This is a genomic window from Nocardia sp. NPDC059154 (genome assembly GCF_042755705.1).
Taxonomy (GTDB): Bacteria; Actinomycetota; Actinomycetes; order Mycobacteriales; family Mycobacteriaceae; genus Nocardia.
This window is the reverse complement of the sequence record NZ_JBHZCS010000051.1, coordinates 31,575-52,890: the sequence shown is the minus strand read 5'-3', so window position 1 is coordinate 52,890 and position 21,316 is coordinate 31,575. Positions and strand designations below refer to the sequence as shown.

Sequence of the window (21,316 nt, the reverse complement as noted above, 5' to 3'; positions counted from 1 at the left end):
GGAGTTGGTCATCCCGTTGGCCTGTCTTATCGTGCGGATGCTTGTCGGGATGGGGCTGGACCGGTGGGCGCTGGGGACGGTGGAAGGGTGCCGCGGTGGGAGTGCCGAAACGAACCCTCCGCCCCGCTAGGCGGCGGGTCAGGCCGAGATGGACAGGCCCTGGAGCAAGGTGGTGGGGCCGGCGCCGTCGCTGTCGCTGCGGGTGGTGATGGTGAGCTGGACCAGGTACTGGCCGTTGTCGGACTCGACGATGATGTAGCGGTTGTAGGCCCAGAGGGTGAGCTGCTCGACGTTGTAGGTGCCGGTGATGCCGGCGGACGGCCAGCCCTCGAAGTCGGTGGTGTCGGTTTCGAGGTCCTCCCAGCCGGGGAGCCGGCGGGCGTCGTCGAAGGCGTGGGTGAGCAGCTCGCGGGCATCGACGGGCGGGGTGAAAGTGGCGACCAGCACGACGGCGTTGTCGGCCCAGCCGTTCACGGGGGTCTGGGTCCAGACACCGTAGGAGCCGGGGAACATGCTCGGCGGAACCTGCTGCCAGCCTTCGGGAATGCCGACGGCGACCTTGGGGGCGCCGGGAGCTGCGGGGTCGACCGGGGCGGCCTCGATCTGGGCGGCGGCCAGGTATTCGGCGATGGTGGTCAACGGGGCTCCTCGCGAGGGGACGGCGGTGGTCACCCGCCATTCAACACGATGCGGCAGGGCCGCCCGGATCCGGTGATCGGGGCGGCTCTGCCGGTATCGCGGGACGAGCGATCGGTGTCGCTCATCCGCGAAAGCGGCGCAGTCGCAGGCTGTTGCTGACCACGAACACGCTGGACAGCGCCATGGCGGCACCGGCGAGCATCGGGTTCAGCAGGCCGGCGGCAGCCAGCGGGATGGCGGCCACGTTGTAACCGAAGGCCCAGAACAGATTTCCCTTGATCGTCCGCAGCGTCGCCCGCGACAGCTTGATCGAGGTCGGCACCGCGCGCAGGTCGTCACGCACCAGGGTGAGATCGGCGGCCTGGATGGCGACGTCGGTCCCGGTGCCCATGGCCAGGCCCAGATCGGCCTGGGCCAGGGCGGCCGCGTCATTGACGCCGTCGCCGACCATGGCGACCACCTTGCCCTCGTCCTGCAGCTGCTTGACCACGTCCAGCTTGTCGCTGGGCAGCACCTCGGCGATGACCTGCTCGATGCCCACCTGATCCGCGACCGTCCGGGCGGTGGCCGCATTGTCGCCGGTCAGCAGCACCGGGGTGAGGCCGAGCGCCTTCATCTCCGAGATCGCCTGGGCGCTGGTGGGTTTCACCGCATCGGCGATGACCAGCACGCCGCGCGCCTGCCCGTCCCAGGCCACCACGATGGCCGTCTTGCCCGCCCGCTCGGCCCGGATCTTGGCGTCCGCCAAGGACTCCGGCAGCGCGATGGACCAGTCCTCGAGCAACTCGACGCGTCCGATGACCACTGCCCGCTCGCCGACCAGACCCTGCACACCCTTGCCGCCGTGGCTGACGAACTGCTCCACCTTCTCGGTGTCGAGTCCGCGCTCGGCCGCACCGGCGACCACGGCCTTGGCAACGGGGTGCTCGGAGCCGTGCTCGACGGCCGCGGCCACCGACAGCAGCTCGTCGGCATCCACACCGGCGCCCGGAATCGCCTCGGCGAGCGTCATCTTGCCGGTGGTGACGGTGCCGGTCTTGTCCAGCACCACGGTGTCGATGCGCCGCGTCGACTCCAGCACCTGCGGGCCCTTGATCAGGATGCCCAGCTGCGCGCCGCGTCCGGTGCCCACGAGCAGAGCCGTGGGCGTGGCCAAGCCGAGGGCGCACGGGCAGGCGATGATCAGCACCGCCACGGCCGCGCCGAAGGCGGTCGCCACGGCCGCGCCGGTGCCGAGCCAGAAGCCGAGCGCCGCCACCGCGATCGCGATGACGATCGGCACGAACACGCCCGCCACCTGATCGGCCAGCCGCTGCACGGGAGCCTTGCCGTTCTGCGCCTCCTCCACCAGCGCGGCCATCTGCGCCAGCTGGGTGTCCGCGCCGACCCGGGTGGCGCGCACGGTCAGCAGGCCGCCCGCGTTCACGGTCGCGCCCACCACCTGATCGCCAGGACCCACCTCGACCGGCACCGATTCGCCGGTCAGCATGCTCATGTCGAGCGCCGAACTGCCGCTCACCACCGCACCGTCGGTGGCGACCTTCTCACCGGGACGGACCAGGAACTCCTCGCCGACCCGCAGATCGCCGATGGGGATGCGGGTTTCGACGCCGGCCCGCAGCACCGACACGTCCTTCGCGCCCAGCTCCAGCAGCGCTCGCAGCGCGGATCCCGCCTTCTCCTTGGACCGGGTCTCGAAGTAGCGGCCCGCCAGAATCGCGGTGATCAGCGTCGCCGCCACCTCGAAGTACAGCGCCGACGACGAGTCGCCGCGCTCGATGGCCAGGCTGAACGGGTGCTTCATGCCGGGCATGCCGGCCGTGCCCCAGAACAGCGCGTACACCGACCAGCCGAAGGCGGCCAGCGTGCCCAGCGAGATCAGCGTGTCCATGGTGGCCGCGCCGTGCTTGGCGTTCACCCACGCCGCCCGGTGGAACTGCGACCCGCCCCACACCACGATCGGCGCGGTCAGGGTCAGCGACAGCCACTGCCAGTTGGTGAACTGCAGCAGCGGGAACATGCCCATGGCGACCACGGGCACGGCCAGCGCCAGCGTCACCAACAGCCGGTGCCGCAACTGATCCGCCGCCGACGGGGCCGAATCGGATTCGGCCGCCTCGATTTTCACCGGTTCGGTGTGGTGCACGGCGGCGGTGTAGCCGGTGTCGACGACCTTGGCGATCAGGTCATCGGTCGTCACCGACTCCGGGAAGCTGACCTTAGCCTTCTCGGTCGCGTAGTTCACGGACGCGGTGACGCCGTCCATGCGGTTGAGCTTCTTCTCGATCCGGGCCGCGCAGGAGGCGCAGGTCATCCCACCGATATCGAGTTCGATCGAACGCTCGGGCGCCGGGGCGCTCATGAGTGACCTCCTCCGTGGTGGGCGGGCGCATCCGAATCGGATGCGGCAGTGGATGCTTCGTCGGTGAATTCCGCGGTGTGCACCGCGCCGCCGTGCTGGAAGTCCAGGTACAGGCGGTAGTTGCCGTCACTCGGCGCTTGCGCGTGGAAGACGACATCGGGGCCGGGTGCGGTCCTGCCGACCTCGCCCTCGGGATGGACGTGCAGGTAGGCCAGGTCCGTGGCCCGCAGCGCCACCAGGTGAGCGTACGCGCCCAGGTAGGGCTGCAGATCGGTCACCGGCTTGCCGTCGCGGGTGACGGTGAAGGTGAGTTCGCTGCCCGCGGTGGCCAGATCACCGTTGAGGGTGACGAGATAGCCGTCCACCTCGGCGGTCTTCGCGACCGGCGGCAGTGGCTTGCCGGTCACGTTCCCCGCGACCGCGATGGTGCGGCTGAGCACCAGTTCGCCGGGCCCGCCGGCGGGGGAGAAGTCGGCGAACACGCGGTAGCTGCCGGGTTCGGCCCACTTCCAGTCGATGGACCAGGTGCCGTCGGCGGCCCGGGTCGGATGCACGTGCCGGAACTGGCTCGCGTCCGAGCGGACCACGATCAGGTGCAGGTCCTTCTCGTGCAGGTCGTTGTATCGGGTGACGGCGCCCTGCGGTCCGGTGATCCGGAATTGCAGTGCGCCTTGCTGATCGGGGGCGGCGGGAGCGCTGATATCGCTGAGGGTGTAGCCGGAGAGGCTGTCCTGCAGGCCCGTCGCCACGGCGGCTTCGTGCCGACTGTGGTCGGGGGCGGCCTCGGCCGGGGCCGCGCCGGACCGGTCGCCCACCAGGGCGCCGATGCCGAGCGCGGCTCCGAACAAGACGACCAGTCCGCCGCCGAAGGCGGCGAACTTCAGCCGATCGTTCACACCGCCACCTCGTAACCCGCTTCATCGACGGCGGCGACCACATCGGCGTCGGTGACCGGGGCGGCGGATTCAACCTTGACCAGGCCGGTCGCGAGATCCACATCCACGCTGGTGACACCGTCGATCTTGCCGATCTCCTTCTGCACCGAACCGACGCAGTGGCCGCAGGTCATGCCGGTGACGGTGTAGGTGCTGGTGGCCATGGTGGTCTCCTTCGCTCGCTGTTCATACGGTGAGGGGGTATCCCCGACACCCAGAAACATACCCCCCATGGGTACCTGACGCAAGTACTCGAACGGGAAATCTGTCGACTAGGCTGTGCGCGTGCTCTCAGTTGTGCCCAGCCCCCTCGTTGTGCGCGCGCCCGCGAAGGTGAACCTGCACCTCGGGGTGGGCGACCTGCGCGAGGACGGCTACCACGACCTCACCACGGTGTTCCAGGCGTTATCGCTCAGCGACGACGTGCAGATCTCGCCGTCCTCGGCGCTACGCGTAAAGGTTGTCGGCGAGGGAGCCGACGAGGTTCCCACCGATCGCGGCAATCTGGTCTGGCAGGCCGCCGTCAAGCTGGCCGATATGGCCGGACGCGCTCCGCTGGTGGAATTCGCCATCACCAAGGGCATTCCGGTGGCGGGCGGCATGGCCGGCGGTAGCGCCGACGCCGCCGCGGCCCTGGTCGGCCTGAACGACCTGTGGGAACTCGGCCTCGGGCGCACCGAATTGTCCGATATCGCAGCCGAACTCGGCAGCGACGTCCCCTTCTCCCTGCACGGCGGCACCGCCCTCGGCCGCGGCCGCGGCGAGGAACTGCTGCCGGTGTTGTCCCGCAACACCTTTCACTGGGTGCTGGCCCTGGCCAAGGACGGCCTGTCCACCCCGGCCGTCTTCCGCGAACTCGACCGCCTGCGCGAAGTCGGCGACCCACCGCGACTCGGGAGCCCGGAGGAACTGTTGCAGGCGCTGGCCTCCGGCGAGGCCAAACAGCTCGCCCCGCTGCTCGGCAACGACCTCCAGGCCGCGGCGCTCTCGCTGAAACCCGAACTGCGCCGCACCCTCCGCGCGGGCGTCACCGCCGGAGCCCTCGCGGGCATCGTCTCCGGCTCCGGCCCGACCTGCGCCTTCCTGTGCGAGAGCGAGGAGGCCGCGGTCACCGTCGCCGCCGAACTCGCGGGCGCCGGAGTCAGCCGCAGCGTCCGCACCGCCCACGGCCCGGTCCCGGGCGCACGCCGGATCGCAGGCGACAACTGATTTCGTAAGGTTCCGGGTAACTCGTCGGGAACGGGCTAAGTCTCCCCGTACGCGACCGCCGGTCCGCAACGTGAGGTGAGTAGGCTCTTTCGGTTCGGCGAAAGGCGCGGAGAGGCGGAATTGTTCATGGCCAACCTGATCAATCTGGAAGCGGTCCGCAAGAGCTTCGGCATCAAGCCGCTGCTCGACAACATTTCCCTCGGGGTTCAGGAGGGGGAGCGGATCGGGGTCGTCGGTCTCAATGGCGGTGGCAAGACCACGCTGCTGGAAGTGCTGACCGGAATCGAGGAGCCCGACTCGGGGCGCGTCAGTCGTCGCGGTGACCTGCGCATGGCCGTCGTCACCCAGCGCGGCGTGCTGCCCGAGGGCGCGACCGTCGGCGAGGTCGTGCTCGCGGGCCTGGCCGAGGACCAGCGCACGGACGGTGTCGCCGAACACGAATGGGCGTCCAATCCGCGCATCCGGTCCGTGGTCGAGGGCATCGGTATCGCCGACCTCGGCATGGACACCCCCGTGGCCAACCTCTCCGGTGGCGAGCGCCGCCGTACCGCCCTGGCCGCCGCCCTGGTCCGCGACCTCGACCTGCTGGTCCTCGACGAGCCCACCAACCACCTCGACGTCGAGGGCGTGCAGTGGCTGGCCGAGCACCTGCTGAACCGCCGCAGCGCGCTGGTGGTCGTCACCCACGACCGCTGGTTCCTCGACACCGTCGCCACCCGCACCTGGGAGGTGCAGGGCGGCCGGGTCGAGACCTACGAGGGCGGCTACAACGACTGGATCTTCGCCCGCGCCGAACGCGTCCGCCAGGCCGACGCCAGCGAGGCCCGCCGCCAGAACCTGGCCCGCAAGGAACTCGCGTGGCTGCGCCGCGGCGCGCCCGCCCGGACCTCCAAGCCGCGCTACCGCATCGAGGCCGCCGAGGCCCTGATCGCGAATGTGCCGCCGCCGCGCGACACCGTCGAGCTGGCCTCCTTCGCGCGAAAGCGCCTGGGCCGTGTGGTGATCGAGCTCGAGGACGCCACCCTCGCCACCCCGGACGACCGGGAACTGGTGACCGACCTGACCTGGCGGCTCGCCCCGGGCGAGCGCGTCGGCCTGGTCGGCGTGAACGGGTCGGGCAAGACCACACTGCTGCGCGCGCTCGCCGGTGACGCGGACCCGAAGTCCGGCAAGCGGATCCAGGGCCAGACCGTCAAGATCGGCTGGCTGCGTCAGGAACTCGACGACCTGCCGCTGAACATGCGGGTGCTGGAGGCGGTCCAGGACGTGGCACAGCGCATGATGCTGGGCGACAAGGAGATCAGCGCCGGCCAGCTGGCCGAGCGGCTCGGCTTCACCCCGGCCAAGCAGCGCACCCCGGTCGGCGACCTGTCCGGTGGCGAACGCCGCCGCCTGCAGCTGACCCGCATCCTCATGGCCGAGCCCAATGTGCTGCTGCTCGACGAGCCCACCAACGACCTCGACATAGACACCCTCCAGCAGCTCGAGGACATGCTCGACGGCTGGGCGGGCACCCTGGTGGTGATCTCCCACGACCGCTACCTGATCGAGCGCATCTGCGACTCCACCTGGGCGCTGTTCGGCGACGGCAAGCTCACCAACCTGCCCGGCGGCATCGAGGAGTACCTGCGCAAGCGCGCCGGCCTCACGGCGGGCAGGACGGCCGCTCCGGTCAAGGCCGCGGCCCCCGCCGGCGCGAATTCCGCCGCCCCGGCGACGGATTCGGCCGCCTACCGCGCGGCCCGCAAGGAGCTGGCCAAGCTGGAACGCGCCCTGGAAAAACTCACCGACCGCGAGGACAAGCTGCACGCGGCCCTGGCCGAGGCGGCCACCGAGCCGGACAAGCTGGTCACGCTCGGCGCGGAACTCAAGCAGGTACAAGCGGAAAAGGAAGCCACCGAGGAGCGCTGGCTCGAACTAGCCGACAACGCCTGAGTCAGGGTCACACAGGTACGGCCAAACCATCACGCTCGCCGTGGTTCTTGCGTATGCCAAGGCGACAACTGATTTCGTAACGGTCGGGGTAACTCGCCGGGTACGTCCAAAATCGGTTAGGCACCCGACCGCAGCACGGATGCATGGCGTTTTACGGCTCCTCAGCTGTCCGCTGAAGTCCCGGGGAGGCGGGGGAGCATGGCGTTTACGGCTCCCCAGCCGCCCGCTGAAGTCCCGGGGAGGCGGGGGAGCATGGCGTTTTACGGCTCCTCAGCCGTCCGCTGAAGTCCCGGCGAGGCGGGGGAGCATGGCGTTTACGGCTCCCCAGCCGCCCGCTGAAGTCCCGGCGAGGCGGGGGAGTCCAAGGACGGGACCGGCAGGCAGGTGCGGGTGAATCCCGCGCCGAACGAGGTCAATTCGATGGTCCGGTACATCACCTTGGTGCCGAAGCTGGCTCGCTTGAGCAGCCGGCGTACCTCCGGCATGGCCTCGAGCAATTGGTAGCGGTTCGGATTGCCCAGTGCCTCGCGGGTGATGTCGATCAGGCCCAGCCGGTCCAGATTCGTCAGATATTCGTCGATCCGGTTCGGATACCGCAGCGCCGCATCCTCGCCCAGCAGGTTGAAAACGCCGCGGTAGGCGGTCCGCCCGGTCTTCACCTCCACCGCGGGCTGCGGCCCGTCCAGGTACAGGTGCCGCACCACACGCGCCTCGTCGGGCGCGAGCTCGCCCAGGATGCGGGCGTACGCGGTGTGATGGTGGTTGTCGTCCTCGGTGTGGAAATCGGCGGAGCGGCGCAGCAATTCGGCGCCGCGGGCGCGCAGCACGCTGGCGGGACTGGACTCGGGGGCGATCTCGGCGGCCTCGGGCGCGGTCACGCCCAGCGCCTGCCGGACCGAATGCCGCACCTGCGCGCCGGCATCGGAGAGGATCTCGCGCGGCGGCTGCCCGGCCATGCTGCCGCGCAGCACCACCGAGGTCACGCCCAGCGCGGTCTGCAGGCTCCAGAAGCTCGCCTCGACCGCGGCCGACATCGCCACTCGCACCACCCCGGTGGCGGCGCGCACCGGCCCGGCCGCGCCCCGGCGCTCGGTCGTGCCGACCGGCACCGGCAGCGGCGCGGCCTGGCGAACAGCGATATCGGTGCCGGTATCGGCGGGATCGTCCTCGCCCGAACCTGATTCGGCGCGCCCACCGGTGGACGAGTCGGTCATATCCATGAGGTGGCAACTCCTGTTCCGAAGATCAGGAGGTGAGCGTAACCGGCGAACAGGCCCAGCGCGCCGCCATGGACGAACAAAAGCCATTCGTCCTGTTTGATGGCCGAACGCAGCATGTCCACGAACTCCGGCGGGGCCAGCGCCGACATTTGTTTGGCGATGTACTCCTGCACCTGCTTGCCCTGCTGCACATTGAAGGCCGGGTCGGCGAAGGCGATCGGCGCGATGGTCATCGCCTCGGAGGTGAAGGTGTCCTGCAGCGAGTCGTACTCACGGCTGCCCAGCGCGAACTTGACCACCGACCGGGCCGGGCCGAGCGCCCGATCGGCCGCCGGCTTGAGGGTGTCCTGGAGCATCTGCATGGTGCGGTCGGCGCGCGGCCCGTTGAGCAGCTCGTCGCCGATATTGGCGACCGTCATGATCTCGCTGGCCACCAGGGCCGCGTACCCCTCGGTGATCTCCGGCTGCCGCTTGATGAGCAGGCCCTGCCGCCACGGGCACCACCACTTCGGGTAGGCCGGTTCGAAGATCAGGTTGATGCCGATCCAGTTCACCACCCAGCCGATGATCACCCCGCCGACCGGCAGCACCACCAGCGACGAGCAGCCGGTGAAGTGCAGGATGGCGACCAGCACCAGACCCATGGGCGCACCGAAGTAGAAGCCGAAGTTCTGCATGAATCGCAGTTCCTTGGCGCCCAGCACCTGGAACACCGAGTTCAGCATCTGCGGCCGCGCCTGGAAGTAGCGAATGGTCATCGACTTGACGTCCAGCAGCTGATCGATGTTCTTGCCGAGTTCATCGGTAAGTTCCCGGAGAATATCGGGCAACTGTTCGCGCACCCGGCTGTGCACCATCTCACGCAGACCGGTCGGCAGGTTGTACCAGAACTGCGGATGTTCGCGCTTCAGGATGTCCTCGACAATGTCGCGAATCTGAAGGTCCGCAATTTCAACAAAATGTTCAGCGAGCTTGTCGGGTTCCAGCTCCCGATAGAAATCCGCGACGCTGCCGAGTTTCGCCAGGCCTTTGTCCACCGCGATGCTGGCCATCTTGTCCGCCCGCGACGGCACGATCCCCTGCCAGCCGATCCGGCCGTCGTACTGCAGCAACGGCAGCACCTGAATGCGCTTGGGCAGCAATGGAAACAACGCCGCCAGGCCCGGCAGCCGAAACCCGTGGAACCGGATCGGCTTGAACAGCATGAGCACACCGGTCCAGTTGGTGATATAGCCGATCACGCCCGTGAACAACGGGATGGTGATCAATTCCAAGAGGATGGTCGGACGCACCCCAAAAACACTTTCCAGCACGACACCCTCCTGCCGACCCGCAACGCACCGCCGTTGGCGTTGACAACCCCTCGGCGGTTCGGACCTTACTGGTTCTTTAGGAATCGAGTCCAGCGGGGAGTGTCTGAGTCGGAGATCTCGGTCACACTGGCCGGGCTCGATGTTCCTCTCTCTCGATAGGAACACGAGAATGGCACGGACCACATCCATATCGCGCCCTGTGCGGTCGTGTTGGGGGTCATGTGCGTCGTTCTGCGGCGGACGTGGACTGGGGTAACCTTCGTCTGGCTCGCGGGTTCAACGTGCCCGAAGGTCCGTCGGGGGCAATAATCTGTGGACGATTGTGTTCACCTGGCGATATTCGGAGATGGACGTGGCGGAAGACAGGATCCCGGGGCAGGACGTGGCCCGTCCGGGACCCCGTGCCGTGGAACGCAGTTCGGATGTGGAGAAGCGGCAGATCAGCAATGAGGCCCGGCTGATCCGCGGCGCCTTCCGGGCCGCCGGCCTGGCGGTCGGCACCGCGGTGCGGGGGACCGAGTGGGCGGTCGGCACCAGCTTCGAGATCACCAAACAGCTGACGCAGGCCGCGCTGGACGGCGAGTCGTCGGCCGATATCGCCGAGCGCACGGGGGCGGCGCTGCGGTCCATCGCGCGTAGCGCGCTCGGTGTCACCGAGGGTTCGGTGCGCGAGATCGTCAGTTACGTACCGACTCCCATGGGTGCGCCGCAGCCGGCCATCACCAACGGCCTGGTGCGCTCGGTCACCAACGAGGACCTGCGCCGGCGCGGCGACGCGCTGCTGGCCCGGTCTGCCGACGTCTATTTCACCGAGGACGTGCACCCGGCCTACGACCGGATCCTCGATCAGCTCGCCCCCGACGAGGCCCGCATCCTGCGCTTCATGGCGCTGCAGGGACCGCAGCCGTCGGTGGACGTCCGCACCAACCGGCCGCTGGGCATCGGTTCCGAGCTGGTCGCCGGGGACCTGACCTCGGTTCCGGAGCAGTCCGGCGTCCGCTACCCGGACCGGGCCCGGCACTACCTGATCAATCTGAACCGCCTCGGCCTCACCATGACCTCGGAAGATCCGGTCGTTTTGTCGCGATACATGGTGCTCGAGGTGCAGCCCGTCGTGGAGCAGGCGCTGAAAAAGGCCGGTCGCGTGCCCAAGATCGTGCGAAAGAGTCTGCGACTGACCGAGTTCGGCGAGGATTTCTGCAATACCTGCTTCAGCATCAACGGCTGAGTCGGTATCCGGCTGATAGCGATCCGGTACAAATCTGTGCCGATCCCTGAAGGTTTCCTACACCTGATGGGATGGTTGAAGGTATGGATTCCGATGCCGTCGCGGCGATCAGCCGGCTGAAGTTCCGTTACCTGCGCGCGCTCGACACGAAGGCGTGGGACGAGTTCGCCGACACGATGATTCCGGAGGCCACCGCCACCTACAGCGAGTACCTCCAATTCGAATCGCGCGACGCCTTCCTGGCCTTCATGCGCAACACCCTGGGCCCGCACGTCATCACCGAACACCGCTGCGACCACCCGGAAATCGACGTCCACGGTGACGAGGCGACCGGCACCTGGTACCTGGCCGACACCGTCCTCATCCCGGGGCACAACATGCTGCTTCGCGGTGCGGCGTTCTATTCGGACCGCTACGTCCGCTGTGACGACGGGCAGTGGCGCATCGCGCACACCGGATACGAGCGCACCTATGAGGTGGTGCTGTCCCTGTCGGATCTGCCCAGCCTGCGCCTGACCTCGAGCCGCTGGGGGCTGATCGCCCGCGAACCCGCCGAGGCGCCGCGCGTCGAACCCAGCTCGGACGGGACGGGCACAGCCGGCTGACGCCACCGGGCCGCGCGCTCACCGCGCCGAACCTGTCGTTATCGCTGGGTGCCGAATGCGTTGCGCGTCAGTGCAGCTGGTTCTGCGCGGTTTCCAAGCCCACGCGCAGCAGCAGTTCGACCGCGTCGGCGGTCTGCTCGACGATCACCGGAACCTCTTTGCGTTCCGGCGCGGAGAAGGGCTTGAGGACGTAGTCCGCGGGATCCTGGCGCCCCGGCGGGCGGCCGATGCCGAAGCGGACGCGCAGATAGTCCTTGGTGGTGAGGGCCTGCGAGATGGAGCGCAGCCCATTGTGCCCGCCCTCGCCGCCGCCGCGCTTGAGGCGGATGGCGCCGAAGGGGAGGTCGAGCTCGTCGTGGACGACGATCACCTCGGTGGCGGGCACGGAGAAGAATTTGGCCAGCGCCGCGACGGGCCGCCCGGACAGGTTCATGTAAGTGCGCGGCTTGGCCAGCAGCACCTTGCGCCCGTCCAGGCGGGCCTCGAGCAGATCCGCGCCGGACTTCTTGTGCACGGTGAAACGGCCGCCGACGCGCTCCGCGAGCACATCGGCGACCAGGAAACCGACATTGTGCCGGGTGCGCTCGTATTCGGATCCGGGATTACCCAGACCGACCACCAGCGCGGGCCCGGCCGTTGCCTCGGTCATCGAGAACCGTTGTGGGAGTAGGGAGTTACTCCGCGGCTTCCTCGGAAGCGGCGGCCTCGGCCTCTTCCTCGGCGGCGGCGGCCGGGGCGGCGATGATGTTGACGATCAGGGCCTCGGCGTCACCGGCCAGGGTGACACCCTTCGGCAGCTCGATCTGGCCGGCGGTGATCTGGGTGCCGGCCTCGACGCCCTCGATCGAGACCTCGATGGACTCGGGGATGTTCAGAGCCTCGGCCTCGATGGACAGGGTGGTGGCATCCTGGGTGACCAGGGTGCCGGCGGCGGCTTCGCCGACCAGGGCGACGAGCACGTCGGCGGTGACCTTCTCGCCGCGGCGCACGATCAGCAGGTCGGCGTGCTCGATGTAGCGGCGGATCGGGTGGACGACGACCGACTTGGTCAGCGCCAGCTGCTTCTTGCCGTTGATGTCGAGGTTCAGGACGGCGTTGGTGCCGTGCTCACGCAGGATGGCAGCGAACGCCTGGGCGTTCACCGACAGGTGCTGCGGCTCCTCGTTGTGGCCGTAGAGCACGGCCGGGACATTGCCGTCGCGGCGGGTACGGCGGGCAGCGCCCTTACCGAACTCGGTGCGTACGGTGGCTTCGAGAAGGTTGGCGTCGGACATGACTGTCTACTCCCTACGGCTCGTCCGGCTGTAATGTCAGCGTGTCGCCAGGCGACGGGGGCCGCCCTGGCTGAGGTTGGTCTGCTCGTCGGCGAAGACCAACATGGACGGCCGAATAGGCCGAGCCGCGTCGATCACGGTGGGCAGTTGGGTGCCGCACCCTCGCCGAGACAACCTGACGACTCTAACACGCGGCCGGAACGGCTCTGCGCCACCCCCTCGACGGCCGGGTGCGGGGCGTGCGTTCCCAGGAATTGCACAGGAATATTTTCACTCTTGTTTCCGGCAATCTGACACACTACCATTTCGCATCACTCCGCCTCGCGGGGAATGCTTTGCGCCATAGGGAAATGCGCCCCCATTTCCGGTGCCGGGCAATTCGAACGACACGCTGAGTAGCTTGTCTTCCGAGTAAGGATCAGTTTGATGAAGAACATCCGCCGGTTCGGTCTGAGTGCCGTGGGCATCGCCGCCGTCTCCGCCACCGTCGCCCTCACCGCCCCGGTCGCCGCGGCCGATTCGAATGCCAACTGCCCCCCGTCCAACTCGGGCGGAACCAGCACCGGCAGCAGCTCGACCACCCTGGGCCCGCTCATCAACAACATTCTGAGCAGCCTGGGCGCCCTGAGCGGCCACGGCACTTCGACGTCCAGCGGCAACGCTTCCTCGGTCGGCTGACGAAAACTGGGCTGCGACCGGCGGTCGGTTATCTGTTTGCCTCGCTGTCGTGACCGGTTCGGGTGGTCGTCACCGTTTTCCGCGGTAATACCGCTTCGGGTAGCGGAGACGCCACTCCGGTGCTAGGCAATTTGATCGGCACGCTGAGTAGCTTGTCTTCGAAGTAAGGAAACAGATTCATGAAGAACATCCGCCGGTTCGGTCTGGGCGCCGCGGGCATCGCCGCCATCTCCGCCACCGTCGCCCTCACCGCCCCGTTCGCCGCCGCGGACACCTCCAACAACGGTATGACCGTGGTCGGCAGCAACTTCCAGACCGGCACGGCGTACACCATCAACATCATCACCGGCGTTCCCGGCGTCACCGCCAACGTGTACGACACCAACGCCTCCAACACCACGGTGTCGGTCGGCTCGGCGACCTCCTCGGGCTCCACCCAGGCGTCCGTGCAGTGGACCCCGGCCACCTCGGGCTCGCATCACCTGTGGGTGGTGCTGAGCGGCGGCTCCCAGTCGGTGCCGACCTCCGGCCCGGTGGATGTCACCGTCTCCGACCCCTCGACGACCACCACCACGACGGGAACCGGTAGCGCGGGCTCGCTGATCCCGCTGATCAGCAACCTGCTGAGCAGCCTCGGCGCCTCGACCTCGAACGGCGCCTCCTCCCAGGTGGGCTGACGTTCCGGCTGACGGCCGGTTGCCCGGAACCCGCGCGGGGGTCCGAGCAACCGGCCGTTCTGTTTACCGGGCCGTCTCGATATACGCGGCCCTATCGATTACGCGGCGTCTGCGGCTTTGAACGTGGCCGCGTAGCAATCGACGTACGGGCGGCCGGAGCGGCGCACGATATCCGCCATGAGCTCGTCGGTGGCCCGGCGCACGGCCGGCGGATCGGCGGGCGGGATATAGCGCGGGTGGCCGAAGGAGATGCCCACCTTGGCCGGGCGCAGGAAACGCCGATTGCGCGGATTGACCCGATCGGTGCCGGACAGCACGACCGGGATGACGGGAGCGCCGGTCTCCATGGCCACCCGGACCGCGCCGGTGCGTCCGCGGTAGACGCGGCCGTCGGGTGAGCGGGTCCCCTCCGGGTGAATGCCCCAGATACCGCCCGACCTGAGAATGCGGACCGCGGCGGCCAGTGAATCCGATCCCGCGGTGCCGCCGCTGCGATCCACCGGCACCTGGCCGGTGGCATTCATGACGAAGCGTTTGATGCGGCCGCGGAAGCCGCTCCCGGTGAAGTACTCCTGCTTGGCGATGAAGGTGACCCTGCGGCGTAGTACCAGGGCCAGGTAGAACGAATCCACCACGGCCAGATGGTTCGCCGCGATGATCACCGGGCCGTCCGTCGGAACATGGTGCAGCCCTTCGATCTTCGGTCGCCCGAGGAGTCGCAGCACCGGCCCCACCAATACCTGCTTCAGTAGCCAGTACCACATGGAAAGCCTCTCGAATCGTGGCGAGTAGACAATGTCTACTCATTGTTCCTACCGGACCGAGTAGACACTGTCTACCCTTGTCGGCAGAATGTGACGCATGACTTCGCTCGAGCCGCTGCGGGAACGCCTGGTGACCGCGGGTGTCGCCCTGCTCGAGGAGGTCGGCTCCGGCGAGCTCGGCCTCCGTGCCATCGCCCGCGAGGCGGGGGTCTCGCACGGCGCCCCCCGGCGATATTTCCCCACCCACAGTGCCCTGCTGGCCGCGATCGCCGCGCGTGGCTACACCGACCTGCGCACCGAAATCGATGCGGTGCAGGGTGATACGGCGCCGGCGCGGGTGCGGCGCACCTGCCTGGCCTACATCGGTTTCGCGGCCGCGCGGCCGGAGATGTTCACCCTCATGTTCCGCCACGACCTGCTGGAGGGCGCGGGCGAGAACCTGCGGGCGAACACGACACTGCCCATGTTCGCAACCTGGCGGGCACTGGTCGCCGAGTGCGTGCGCGACGGCGCGGACGAGCGGGCCCTGAGCCTGTGGACCCAGTTGCACGGCATCGCGGTGGTGGTCGCGAATCGCAGTATCGAGGCGATCGCGCCGGGGACCGATATCGAAGCGCTGGTCGCGCAGGCTGTCGCCCGGCACCTCGCAGGGCAAACCGGCGGATAGCGTGCCGGACCCGGACGCCGCTGGACCGGCCGGTCGGGCAGAGGGCCCGGTCACGTACCCTGGGGCGGTTGCCTCGTCTGCACAAAAAGGAGTCCCCCGTGAGTTCCCCGACTGCCCCCTCAGCTACCGCCGGTCGGCTGGCCGACGAGGCAGCGCGGCGGCGCACCTTCGCGGTGATCTCCCACCCGGACGCGGGTAAATCGACGCTCACCGAGGCGCTGGCGCTGCACGCCAAGATGATTTCCGAGGCGGGCGCGATCCACGGCAAGGCCGGCCGCCGGTCCACCGTCTCCGACTGGATGGAGATGGAGAAGGCGCGCGGTATCTCCGTCAGCTCCACGGCCCTGCAGTTCGAGTACGGCGACTGCGTCATCAACCTGGTGGACACCCCCGGCCACTCCGACTTCTCGGAGGACACCTACCGCGTGCTCACCGCGGTGGACGCGGCGGTCATGCTCATCGATGCCGCCAAGGGCCTGGAACCGCAGACGCTCAAGCTCTTTCAGGTCGCGCGCGATCGCGGCATCCCGGTCATCACCGTCATCAACAAGTGGGACCGCCCGGGCCAGGCGCCGCTGGAACTGCTGGACGAGATCGTCGAGCGTATCGGCCTGACCCCCACCCCGCTGTTCCTCCCCGTCGGCATCGCCGGCGACTTCCGCGGCCTGCTGCGCCGCGGCGAGGAGGGCACGCCGACCGAGTACATCCACTTCACCCGCACCGCGGGCGGCGCGACCATCGCCCCCGAGGAGCACTTCACGCCCGAGCAGGCCGCCGAGCGCGAGGGCGATGTGTGGGCCACCGCCGCCGAGGAGAGCGAACTGCTCTCGGCCGCCGGGCAGGACCACGATCAGGAACTGTTCCTGGCCGGGCACACCTCGCCCGTCATCTACGCCTCCGCCATGCTGAACTTCGGTGTGCGCCAGCTGCTCGACACGCTCGTCGAGCTCGCGCCGCCGCCGCGCGGCCGCAAGGACGTCAAGGGCAATCCGCGCGATACCACCGCGCCGTTCAGCGCCGTCATCTTCAAGGTGCAGGCGGGCATGGACACCGCGCACCGCGACCGGCTGGCGTTCATGCGCATCGTCTCCGGTGAGTTCGAGCGCGGCATGGTGGTGACCCACGCGCAGACCGGGCGGCCCTTCGCCACCAAGTACGCGCTGACGGTGTTCGGCCGCGAGCGCACCACCGTCGACACCGCCTACCCGGGTGACGTGGTCGGTCTGGTCAACGCCACCGCCCTCGCTCCTGGGCACACCCTGTTCGTGGACAAGAAGGTGGAGTTCCCGCCGATCCCGTCCTTCGCGCCGGAGCACTTCGCGACGCTGCGCGCTCAGACCGCAGGCAAGTACAAGCAGTTCCGCAAGGCCATCGACCAGCTCGACTCCGAGGGCGTGGTGCAGGTGCTGCGCAATGACGCCCGCGGTGAGCAGTCGCCGGTGCTGGCCGCGGTCGGTCCCATGCAGTTCGAAGTCGTCACGGCCCGAATGCAATCCGAGTTCAATGTCGAGACCCAGCTGGACCACCTGCCGTACCAGCTGGCCCGGCGCACCGACGCGGAATCGGCGGAGGAACTGAACCGGCAGCGCGGTGTCGAGGTCTTCACCCGCACCGACGGCGTGCTGCTCGCGCTGTTCAGCGACAAGTGGCGGTTGCAGTACATCACCAAGGAGATGCCGAAGCTGACCCTCGAACTCCTGGTCGCCGGAACGGAATAGCCGGTGCCGATACCCACCCCGGGGCCGGTTCAGCCGAGGTGGGTGGCGGTGGCCGAGCGCCGGAGCTTGCCGGAGGAGGTCTTGGGCAATGCGCCCGGGCCGAGAACGGTCACGCTGCGGGGCCGGACCCCGACCTCGAAGAAGACCGCGTGCACGATGTCGTGCTCGATGCGGTGGACCTCCTCGGGATTCTGGTGATCGTTGGATTCGACCACGACGGCGAAGCTTTCGCGCTTCTGCCCGGCGTCGAGGCGTACGGCCACCGCATTGCCGGGGCGAACTCCCTTGACGCGCAGGGCCGCTCGCTCGACGTCGGTGGGGAAGATATTGCGGCCCGCCATGATGATGACGTCCTTGATGCGGCCGCACACCACCACCAGCCCGTCGTCGGTGAAGTAGCCGAGGTCGCCGGTGTCGAGCCAGCCCTGCGGGTCCTGCGCGGCGCGAAAGCCGTCCACCGTGAGGTAGCCGGATGTGACTGCGGGGCCGCGTAATTCGATGACGCCGACGCTGCGCACCGGGAGGGCCCGGCGCTCGGCGTCCACGATCCGGCCCTCGAGGTTGTCGACCAGGTAGCCGAGGGTCGGCAGCCGGCGCACGCCGCCGTGATGGTGTTCCGGATCGCGGATGGGGACGGCCTTGCCGAGGGCCTCCAGCAGGTCGGCGTCGACGACGTCGAGGACCTGGCCGAGACCCGGATCGGGGATGGAGACCGCGAGGGTGGTCTCGGCCATGCCGTAGACCGGGGTGAGGGCCATGGGGTTGAGGCCGAAGCGTTTTCCGGCCTCGGCGAGGGCGTCCATGGTGTCGGCCTCGACGGGTTCCGCGCCGTTCCACATGTAGCGGACACTGCTCAGATCGACCGACCCGTCGGCCGCGTTCCGCAATCGGCGGGCCAGCAGCGAATACGCGAAATTCGGTGCGGCGGTGACGGTTCCGCGATACTTCGAGATCAACTCCGCCCACAGGATGGGGCGGGTCAGGAAGTCCAGCGGGGTCACGCACACCACTTCCGCACCGAATTGCATGGGCACGCTGAGGAATCCGACCATGCCCATGTCGTGGAACAGCGGCAGCCAGCTGATCATCACGTCGTCGTCGAGCTGGAACTTCACCCGATCGAACATGGCGTGGGCATTGACGAAGAAGTTGCCGTGCGTGATCTGCACCGCCTTGGGCGACCCGGTGGATCCGGATGTCAACTGCTGCAGGGCGATATCGTCCTCGCCGGTCGGCACCGGCTCGATCGGCTCGCCCGTGCGCATGGCCGCGATGGTCACCACCGCGATACCGCGTTCGCGCAGCAGCGGTTCCGCGATCTCGAACGGCGCGCCCAGAATGACCGCCCGCGCCTGGATCATGCCCAGCACGGTCTCGGTATCGTGCACCCAGACCTGCAGATCGGTGCGCGGGGTCGGCTGGTGCAGCATGGTGATCGAGGCGCCGCGCATCCACACCGCCTGGCAGGCGGGCGCGATGTCCACCGGCATGCCGGCCAGCACGCCCACCGCGTCGCCCGGGCCGATCCCGGCGGCGGCCAGGCCGCCGGCCATCCGGCGGGCGATGTCATGGATCCTGCCCCAGTCGTGCCGTACCGGCGCATCCGGTTCGCCGGTCACCAGCCCTCTCCGGGAAACGCGGGCGGTGGCATACATTTCGTCGGTGAATCGGCTCACGATCGACTCCTCAAACGCCGAACCAGCACCTCAAATAATCCCGCGCCCGGTGCGGGCTGTTAACCGTTTCGGAGTTTTGGGCGGCGGTCAGACGAAGGTCCTGACCGCCCCGACGAAGCGATCCAGGTCCTGGTAGTCGACGAAGCAGTGCGGGGAGGCACGGACCACCGAGTTCAGTTCTCTGGCGGTCATATCGAGCAGCGTGGAGCCGCGGTGGCTGACCGTCACCGTGATGGCCTCGGCGGCCAGCCGATCGCGCACCTGGACCGGTTCCAGGCCATCGACGGTGAAGGACACGATGCCCGCGTGCTGGATGCCCCGGTCGCGTACCTCGACGCCGGGAATCTCCTGCAGGGCCTTGCGCAGGTACTCGGCGCGTTCGGCGATCGCGGCGTACACCTGCGCCGGACCCAGGTCGAGCAGGTAGCGCACGGCCGCGCCCAGCGCGAGGCGGCTCGCGACCGAGCATTCCCAGAATTCGAAGCGGCCGGCGTCCGGGGAGAGCACGTAGTCGTCGGGGGCGATCCACTCGGCGCTGTGCAGGTCGAGCCGGCCGGGCTCGAGACTCAGCGCCAGGTCCGGCCGTACATACAGAAATCCGGTGCCACGCGGGCCGCGCAGCCACTTGCGGCCGGTGGCGGACAGCGCGTCCACGTCGAGTTCGGCGACATCGAGCGGCAGCTGACCGGCCGACTGACACGCGTCCAGCAGCGCCAGCGCACCCACCCGGTGCGCGATGCGGGCGGCCTCGGCGACCGGGTTCACCAGGCCGCCATTGGTCGGAACATGCACCAGCGACACCAGTTTCACGCGTTCGTCGATCATGGCGTCCAGGGAGTCGAGGTCGAGCTGGCCGCTGCCGTCACTGGGAATGGCCTCCACGACCGCGCCGGTCTGCCGGGCGCGCTGCAAGGCAGCGATGGCATTGCTGCCGTAGTCCACGCCGGAGATCAGGATGCGGTCGCCGGGGCTCAGCGGAACCGAGTAGAAGAAGTCGCTCCAGGAGCGGCTGGCGCTGTCGCTGAGGGCCAGCGCGGCCGGGTCGGCATTGATCAGTTCGGCAATGGCCGTCTTGACGCCGTGCAGCTCGTCGATGCGCTCGTTGGCGGCCCGGTAGCCACCGATCTCGGCCTCGCGCCGCAGGTGGTCGATAGCGGTGTCGACGACGATCCGCGGGGGGAGCGAGGACCCGGCGCTGTCGAGAAAGACCTGATTCCGGCACCCCGGCGTGTCGGCGCGCAGACGGGCGATGTCCAGTGTGGCGTTGTCTCTCACACGTTCGACCCTATCCACCGCGTCGAGCGCCCACCGGGGAGCCGCGCTACCCCATTGCGCCGCCTGCGGTTTCGAGCACCGCGCCGATCAGCGGCGCCGAGCGCTCGGCGAGCTCCGCGGGCGGGTACGGCCGGTCGTGGTCGAGCCACCACACGATGGATTGCATGAACATCGCCGACACGACGGCCGGCGCCAGGGCGTCACCGCCCTGCCCTGGCAGATGCTCGCTGACCATGGCCGCCAGCGCCGCGCGCATGCGGTCGGCGAACCAGGGGCTGCCGCGACGGCCCAGCAGCGCGCCGTACAACCGGTGATAGGCCTCGATGTGGGCGAGGAATTCCTGCCAGCGCTGCCCGGGCGGCCGATCGCCGCCGGCCGCGGTCAGCTCGGCGAACGCCTCGTCGAAGATCTGCTCGACCAGCTGGCCCGCGGGCTGCTGTCCGCCATGGGGGTGCGCGCGGGTGAGACGGTGCTCGTCACCGCGGCGGCGGGCCGGATCGGATCGGTGCTGGTGCAGTCAGCACGGGCGGCCGGAGCCACCGTGATCGGTGCGGTGAGCGGCGAGAAGGTGCCCGCGGCAGCGGATTTCGGTGCGCACACGGTGGTCGATTACACGGTCGCGGACTGGCCGGAGCGGGTCCGGGAGCTGACCGGCGGGCGCGGTGCCGACGTCGTGCTGGACGCGGTCGGCGAGGCGGCGTTGGCGGTGGCTGCGGACGGTGGCGGGCGAATCGGTCTGTACGGATTCGCCTCCGGCGCCTGGCCGCGGCTGGACGCGCTCACCCTGGGCACGCGTGGGCTGACCGTCAGCGGGCCGCTCGGGATCGTCTTCCGCAGATCCGACGCCGAGCAGCGCGACGATGCCGAATGGGCATTGGCCGCGGCGGGCCGTGGTGAGCTGAGGCCCCTGATCCATGCCCGCCATCCGCTGGGACGGGCCGCGGATGCCCACCGTGAGCTGGAGGAACGCCGCAATGTCGGGGCCATCCTGCTCTCGGTGCGGCCCTTTTCGCAGGATGGGGAATCGGCTGTTCCTCTGCAGGCGTTCTCCTTTTCGTCAGATTTGTTGTCACAGTCGCTCGCTACTCTTGTTTGGGTCGCCGTGCGATCCCCGGCGGCGACCGCATCAGACGGAGGTTGG

The 21,316-nt window shown here is 68.7% G+C and carries 20 protein-coding genes and 1 pseudogene; 9 read left to right on the top strand and 12 right to left on the bottom strand.

Features of this window, described 5'->3' with window-relative positions:
- Positions 1-138: 138 nt before the first annotated feature.
- The 4 genes from ACFXN1_RS34895 to ACFXN1_RS34880 all read right to left on the bottom strand — a co-directional run bounded on the left by ACFXN1_RS34895 (position 139) and on the right by ACFXN1_RS34880 (position 4,100).
- The gene (locus ACFXN1_RS34895; protein WP_379397525.1) at positions 139-639 is read right to left on the bottom strand and encodes an LpqN/LpqT family lipoprotein; all 501 of its coding nucleotides are present in this window, start codon (positions 637-639) and stop codon (positions 139-141) included.
- 121 nt (positions 640-760) lie between these two features.
- Positions 761-3,001: a heavy metal translocating P-type ATPase gene (locus tag ACFXN1_RS34890; protein WP_379439473.1), complete on the bottom strand. Its 2,241-nt coding sequence runs from the start codon at positions 2,999-3,001 to the stop codon at positions 761-763.
- Positions 2,998-3,897 carry a hypothetical protein gene (locus ACFXN1_RS34885; protein WP_379439471.1) on the bottom strand — a complete coding sequence of 300 codons (900 nt, stop codon included), beginning with the start codon at positions 3,895-3,897 and terminating at the stop codon, positions 2,998-3,000. The genes ACFXN1_RS34890 and ACFXN1_RS34885 overlap by 4 nt, the downstream gene beginning before the upstream one ends.
- Entirely contained in the window at positions 3,894-4,100 is a 207-nt protein-coding gene (locus ACFXN1_RS34880; protein ID WP_379397531.1) for a heavy-metal-associated domain-containing protein, read from the bottom strand. Before ACFXN1_RS34880 ends, ACFXN1_RS34885 begins: the two co-directional genes overlap by 4 nt.
- A 121-nt stretch (positions 4,101-4,221) precedes the next feature.
- On the opposite strand from ACFXN1_RS34880, the gene ACFXN1_RS34875 reads away from it, so the two are divergent.
- Positions 4,222-5,145 carry a 4-(cytidine 5'-diphospho)-2-C-methyl-D-erythritol kinase gene (locus ACFXN1_RS34875; RefSeq protein WP_379397533.1) on the top strand — a complete coding sequence of 308 codons (924 nt, stop codon included), beginning with the start codon at positions 4,222-4,224 and terminating at the stop codon, positions 5,143-5,145.
- A gap of 126 nt (positions 5,146-5,271) precedes the next feature.
- On the top strand, positions 5,272-7,080 hold the full coding sequence (locus ACFXN1_RS34870) for an ABC-F family ATP-binding cassette domain-containing protein (protein ID WP_379439470.1): 1,809 nt from the start codon (positions 5,272-5,274) through the stop codon (positions 7,078-7,080).
- 314 nt (positions 7,081-7,394) lie between these two features.
- Here the strand turns inward: ACFXN1_RS34870 and ACFXN1_RS34865 are convergent, their stop codons facing one another.
- Positions 7,395-8,300 (bottom strand): Abi-alpha family protein, encoded by a 906-nt coding sequence (locus tag ACFXN1_RS34865; protein ID WP_379439468.1) that lies wholly within the window; start codon positions 8,298-8,300, stop codon positions 7,395-7,397.
- A complete protein-coding gene (locus ACFXN1_RS34860) occupies positions 8,291-9,613 on the bottom strand; it encodes a hypothetical protein (RefSeq protein WP_379439467.1) in 1,323 nt (440 codons plus the stop codon). The genes ACFXN1_RS34865 and ACFXN1_RS34860 overlap by 10 nt, the downstream gene beginning before the upstream one ends.
- A 346-nt stretch (positions 9,614-9,959) precedes the next feature.
- Between ACFXN1_RS34860 and ACFXN1_RS34855 the strand changes: the two genes are divergently transcribed.
- Both ACFXN1_RS34855 and ACFXN1_RS34850 read left to right on the top strand, forming a co-directional pair.
- Positions 9,960-10,841 carry a DUF4393 domain-containing protein gene (locus ACFXN1_RS34855; RefSeq protein ID WP_379397541.1) on the top strand — a complete coding sequence of 294 codons (882 nt, stop codon included), beginning with the start codon at positions 9,960-9,962 and terminating at the stop codon, positions 10,839-10,841.
- A gap of 83 nt (positions 10,842-10,924) precedes the next feature.
- On the top strand, positions 10,925-11,446 hold the full coding sequence (locus ACFXN1_RS34850) for a nuclear transport factor 2 family protein (RefSeq protein ID WP_379439465.1): 522 nt from the start codon (positions 10,925-10,927) through the stop codon (positions 11,444-11,446).
- A 67-nt stretch (positions 11,447-11,513) separates the two neighbouring features.
- Here ACFXN1_RS34850 and pth read toward each other — a convergent pair whose 3' ends face one another.
- A complete protein-coding gene (gene pth / locus ACFXN1_RS34845) occupies positions 11,514-12,095 on the bottom strand; it encodes an aminoacyl-tRNA hydrolase (protein ID WP_354836056.1) in 582 nt (193 codons plus the stop codon).
- 25 nt (positions 12,096-12,120) lie between these two features.
- A complete protein-coding gene (locus tag ACFXN1_RS34840; RefSeq protein WP_379439464.1) occupies positions 12,121-12,720 on the bottom strand; it encodes a 50S ribosomal protein L25/general stress protein Ctc in 600 nt (199 codons plus the stop codon).
- A gap of 426 nt (positions 12,721-13,146) precedes the next feature.
- On the opposite strand from ACFXN1_RS34840, the gene ACFXN1_RS34835 reads away from it, so the two are divergent.
- Both ACFXN1_RS34835 and ACFXN1_RS34830 read left to right on the top strand, forming a co-directional pair.
- Positions 13,147-13,398: a hypothetical protein gene (locus tag ACFXN1_RS34835; RefSeq protein ID WP_379387449.1), complete on the top strand. Its 252-nt coding sequence runs from the start codon at positions 13,147-13,149 to the stop codon at positions 13,396-13,398.
- Between the two features lie 179 nt (positions 13,399-13,577).
- Positions 13,578-14,075 carry a hypothetical protein gene (locus tag ACFXN1_RS34830; RefSeq protein ID WP_379439462.1) on the top strand — a complete coding sequence of 166 codons (498 nt, stop codon included), beginning with the start codon at positions 13,578-13,580 and terminating at the stop codon, positions 14,073-14,075.
- Between the two features lie 98 nt (positions 14,076-14,173).
- On the opposite strand, the gene ACFXN1_RS34825 is transcribed toward ACFXN1_RS34830, so the two are convergent.
- The gene (locus tag ACFXN1_RS34825) at positions 14,174-14,839 is read right to left on the bottom strand and encodes a lysophospholipid acyltransferase family protein (protein ID WP_379439461.1); all 666 of its coding nucleotides are present in this window, start codon (positions 14,837-14,839) and stop codon (positions 14,174-14,176) included.
- Between the two features lie 97 nt (positions 14,840-14,936).
- On the opposite strand from ACFXN1_RS34825, the gene ACFXN1_RS34820 reads away from it, so the two are divergent.
- Together ACFXN1_RS34820 and ACFXN1_RS34815 are read left to right on the top strand one after the other, a co-directional pair.
- Positions 14,937-15,506: a TetR/AcrR family transcriptional regulator gene (locus ACFXN1_RS34820; RefSeq protein WP_379439459.1), complete on the top strand. Its 570-nt coding sequence runs from the start codon at positions 14,937-14,939 to the stop codon at positions 15,504-15,506.
- Positions 15,507-15,604: 98 nt separating this feature from the next.
- On the top strand, positions 15,605-17,224 hold the full coding sequence (locus ACFXN1_RS34815) for a peptide chain release factor 3 (protein WP_379439458.1): 1,620 nt from the start codon (positions 15,605-15,607) through the stop codon (positions 17,222-17,224).
- Positions 17,225-17,253: 29 nt separating this feature from the next.
- Here the strand turns inward: ACFXN1_RS34815 and ACFXN1_RS34810 are convergent, their stop codons facing one another.
- The 3 genes from ACFXN1_RS34810 to ACFXN1_RS34800 all read right to left on the bottom strand — a co-directional run bounded on the left by ACFXN1_RS34810 (position 17,254) and on the right by ACFXN1_RS34800 (position 20,482).
- Positions 17,254-18,900, bottom strand: coding sequence for a fatty acyl-AMP ligase (locus ACFXN1_RS34810; protein ID WP_379439456.1), 1,647 nt, complete (start codon positions 18,898-18,900; stop codon positions 17,254-17,256).
- 87 nt (positions 18,901-18,987) lie between these two features.
- Positions 18,988-20,175, bottom strand: a complete 1,188-nt coding sequence (locus ACFXN1_RS34805; RefSeq protein WP_379439454.1) for an aminotransferase class V-fold PLP-dependent enzyme — start codon at positions 20,173-20,175, stop codon at positions 18,988-18,990.
- 46 nt (positions 20,176-20,221) lie between these two features.
- On the bottom strand, positions 20,222-20,482 hold the full coding sequence (locus ACFXN1_RS34800) for a hypothetical protein (protein ID WP_379439453.1): 261 nt from the start codon (positions 20,480-20,482) through the stop codon (positions 20,222-20,224).
- Between ACFXN1_RS34800 and ACFXN1_RS34795 the strand changes: the two are divergent.
- Positions 20,396-21,106 (top strand): annotated as a pseudogene (locus tag ACFXN1_RS34795) (zinc-binding dehydrogenase); the annotation flags it as partial. The gene ACFXN1_RS34800 and the pseudogene ACFXN1_RS34795 overlap by 87 nt on opposite strands.
- Positions 21,107-21,316 lie beyond the last annotated feature (210 nt).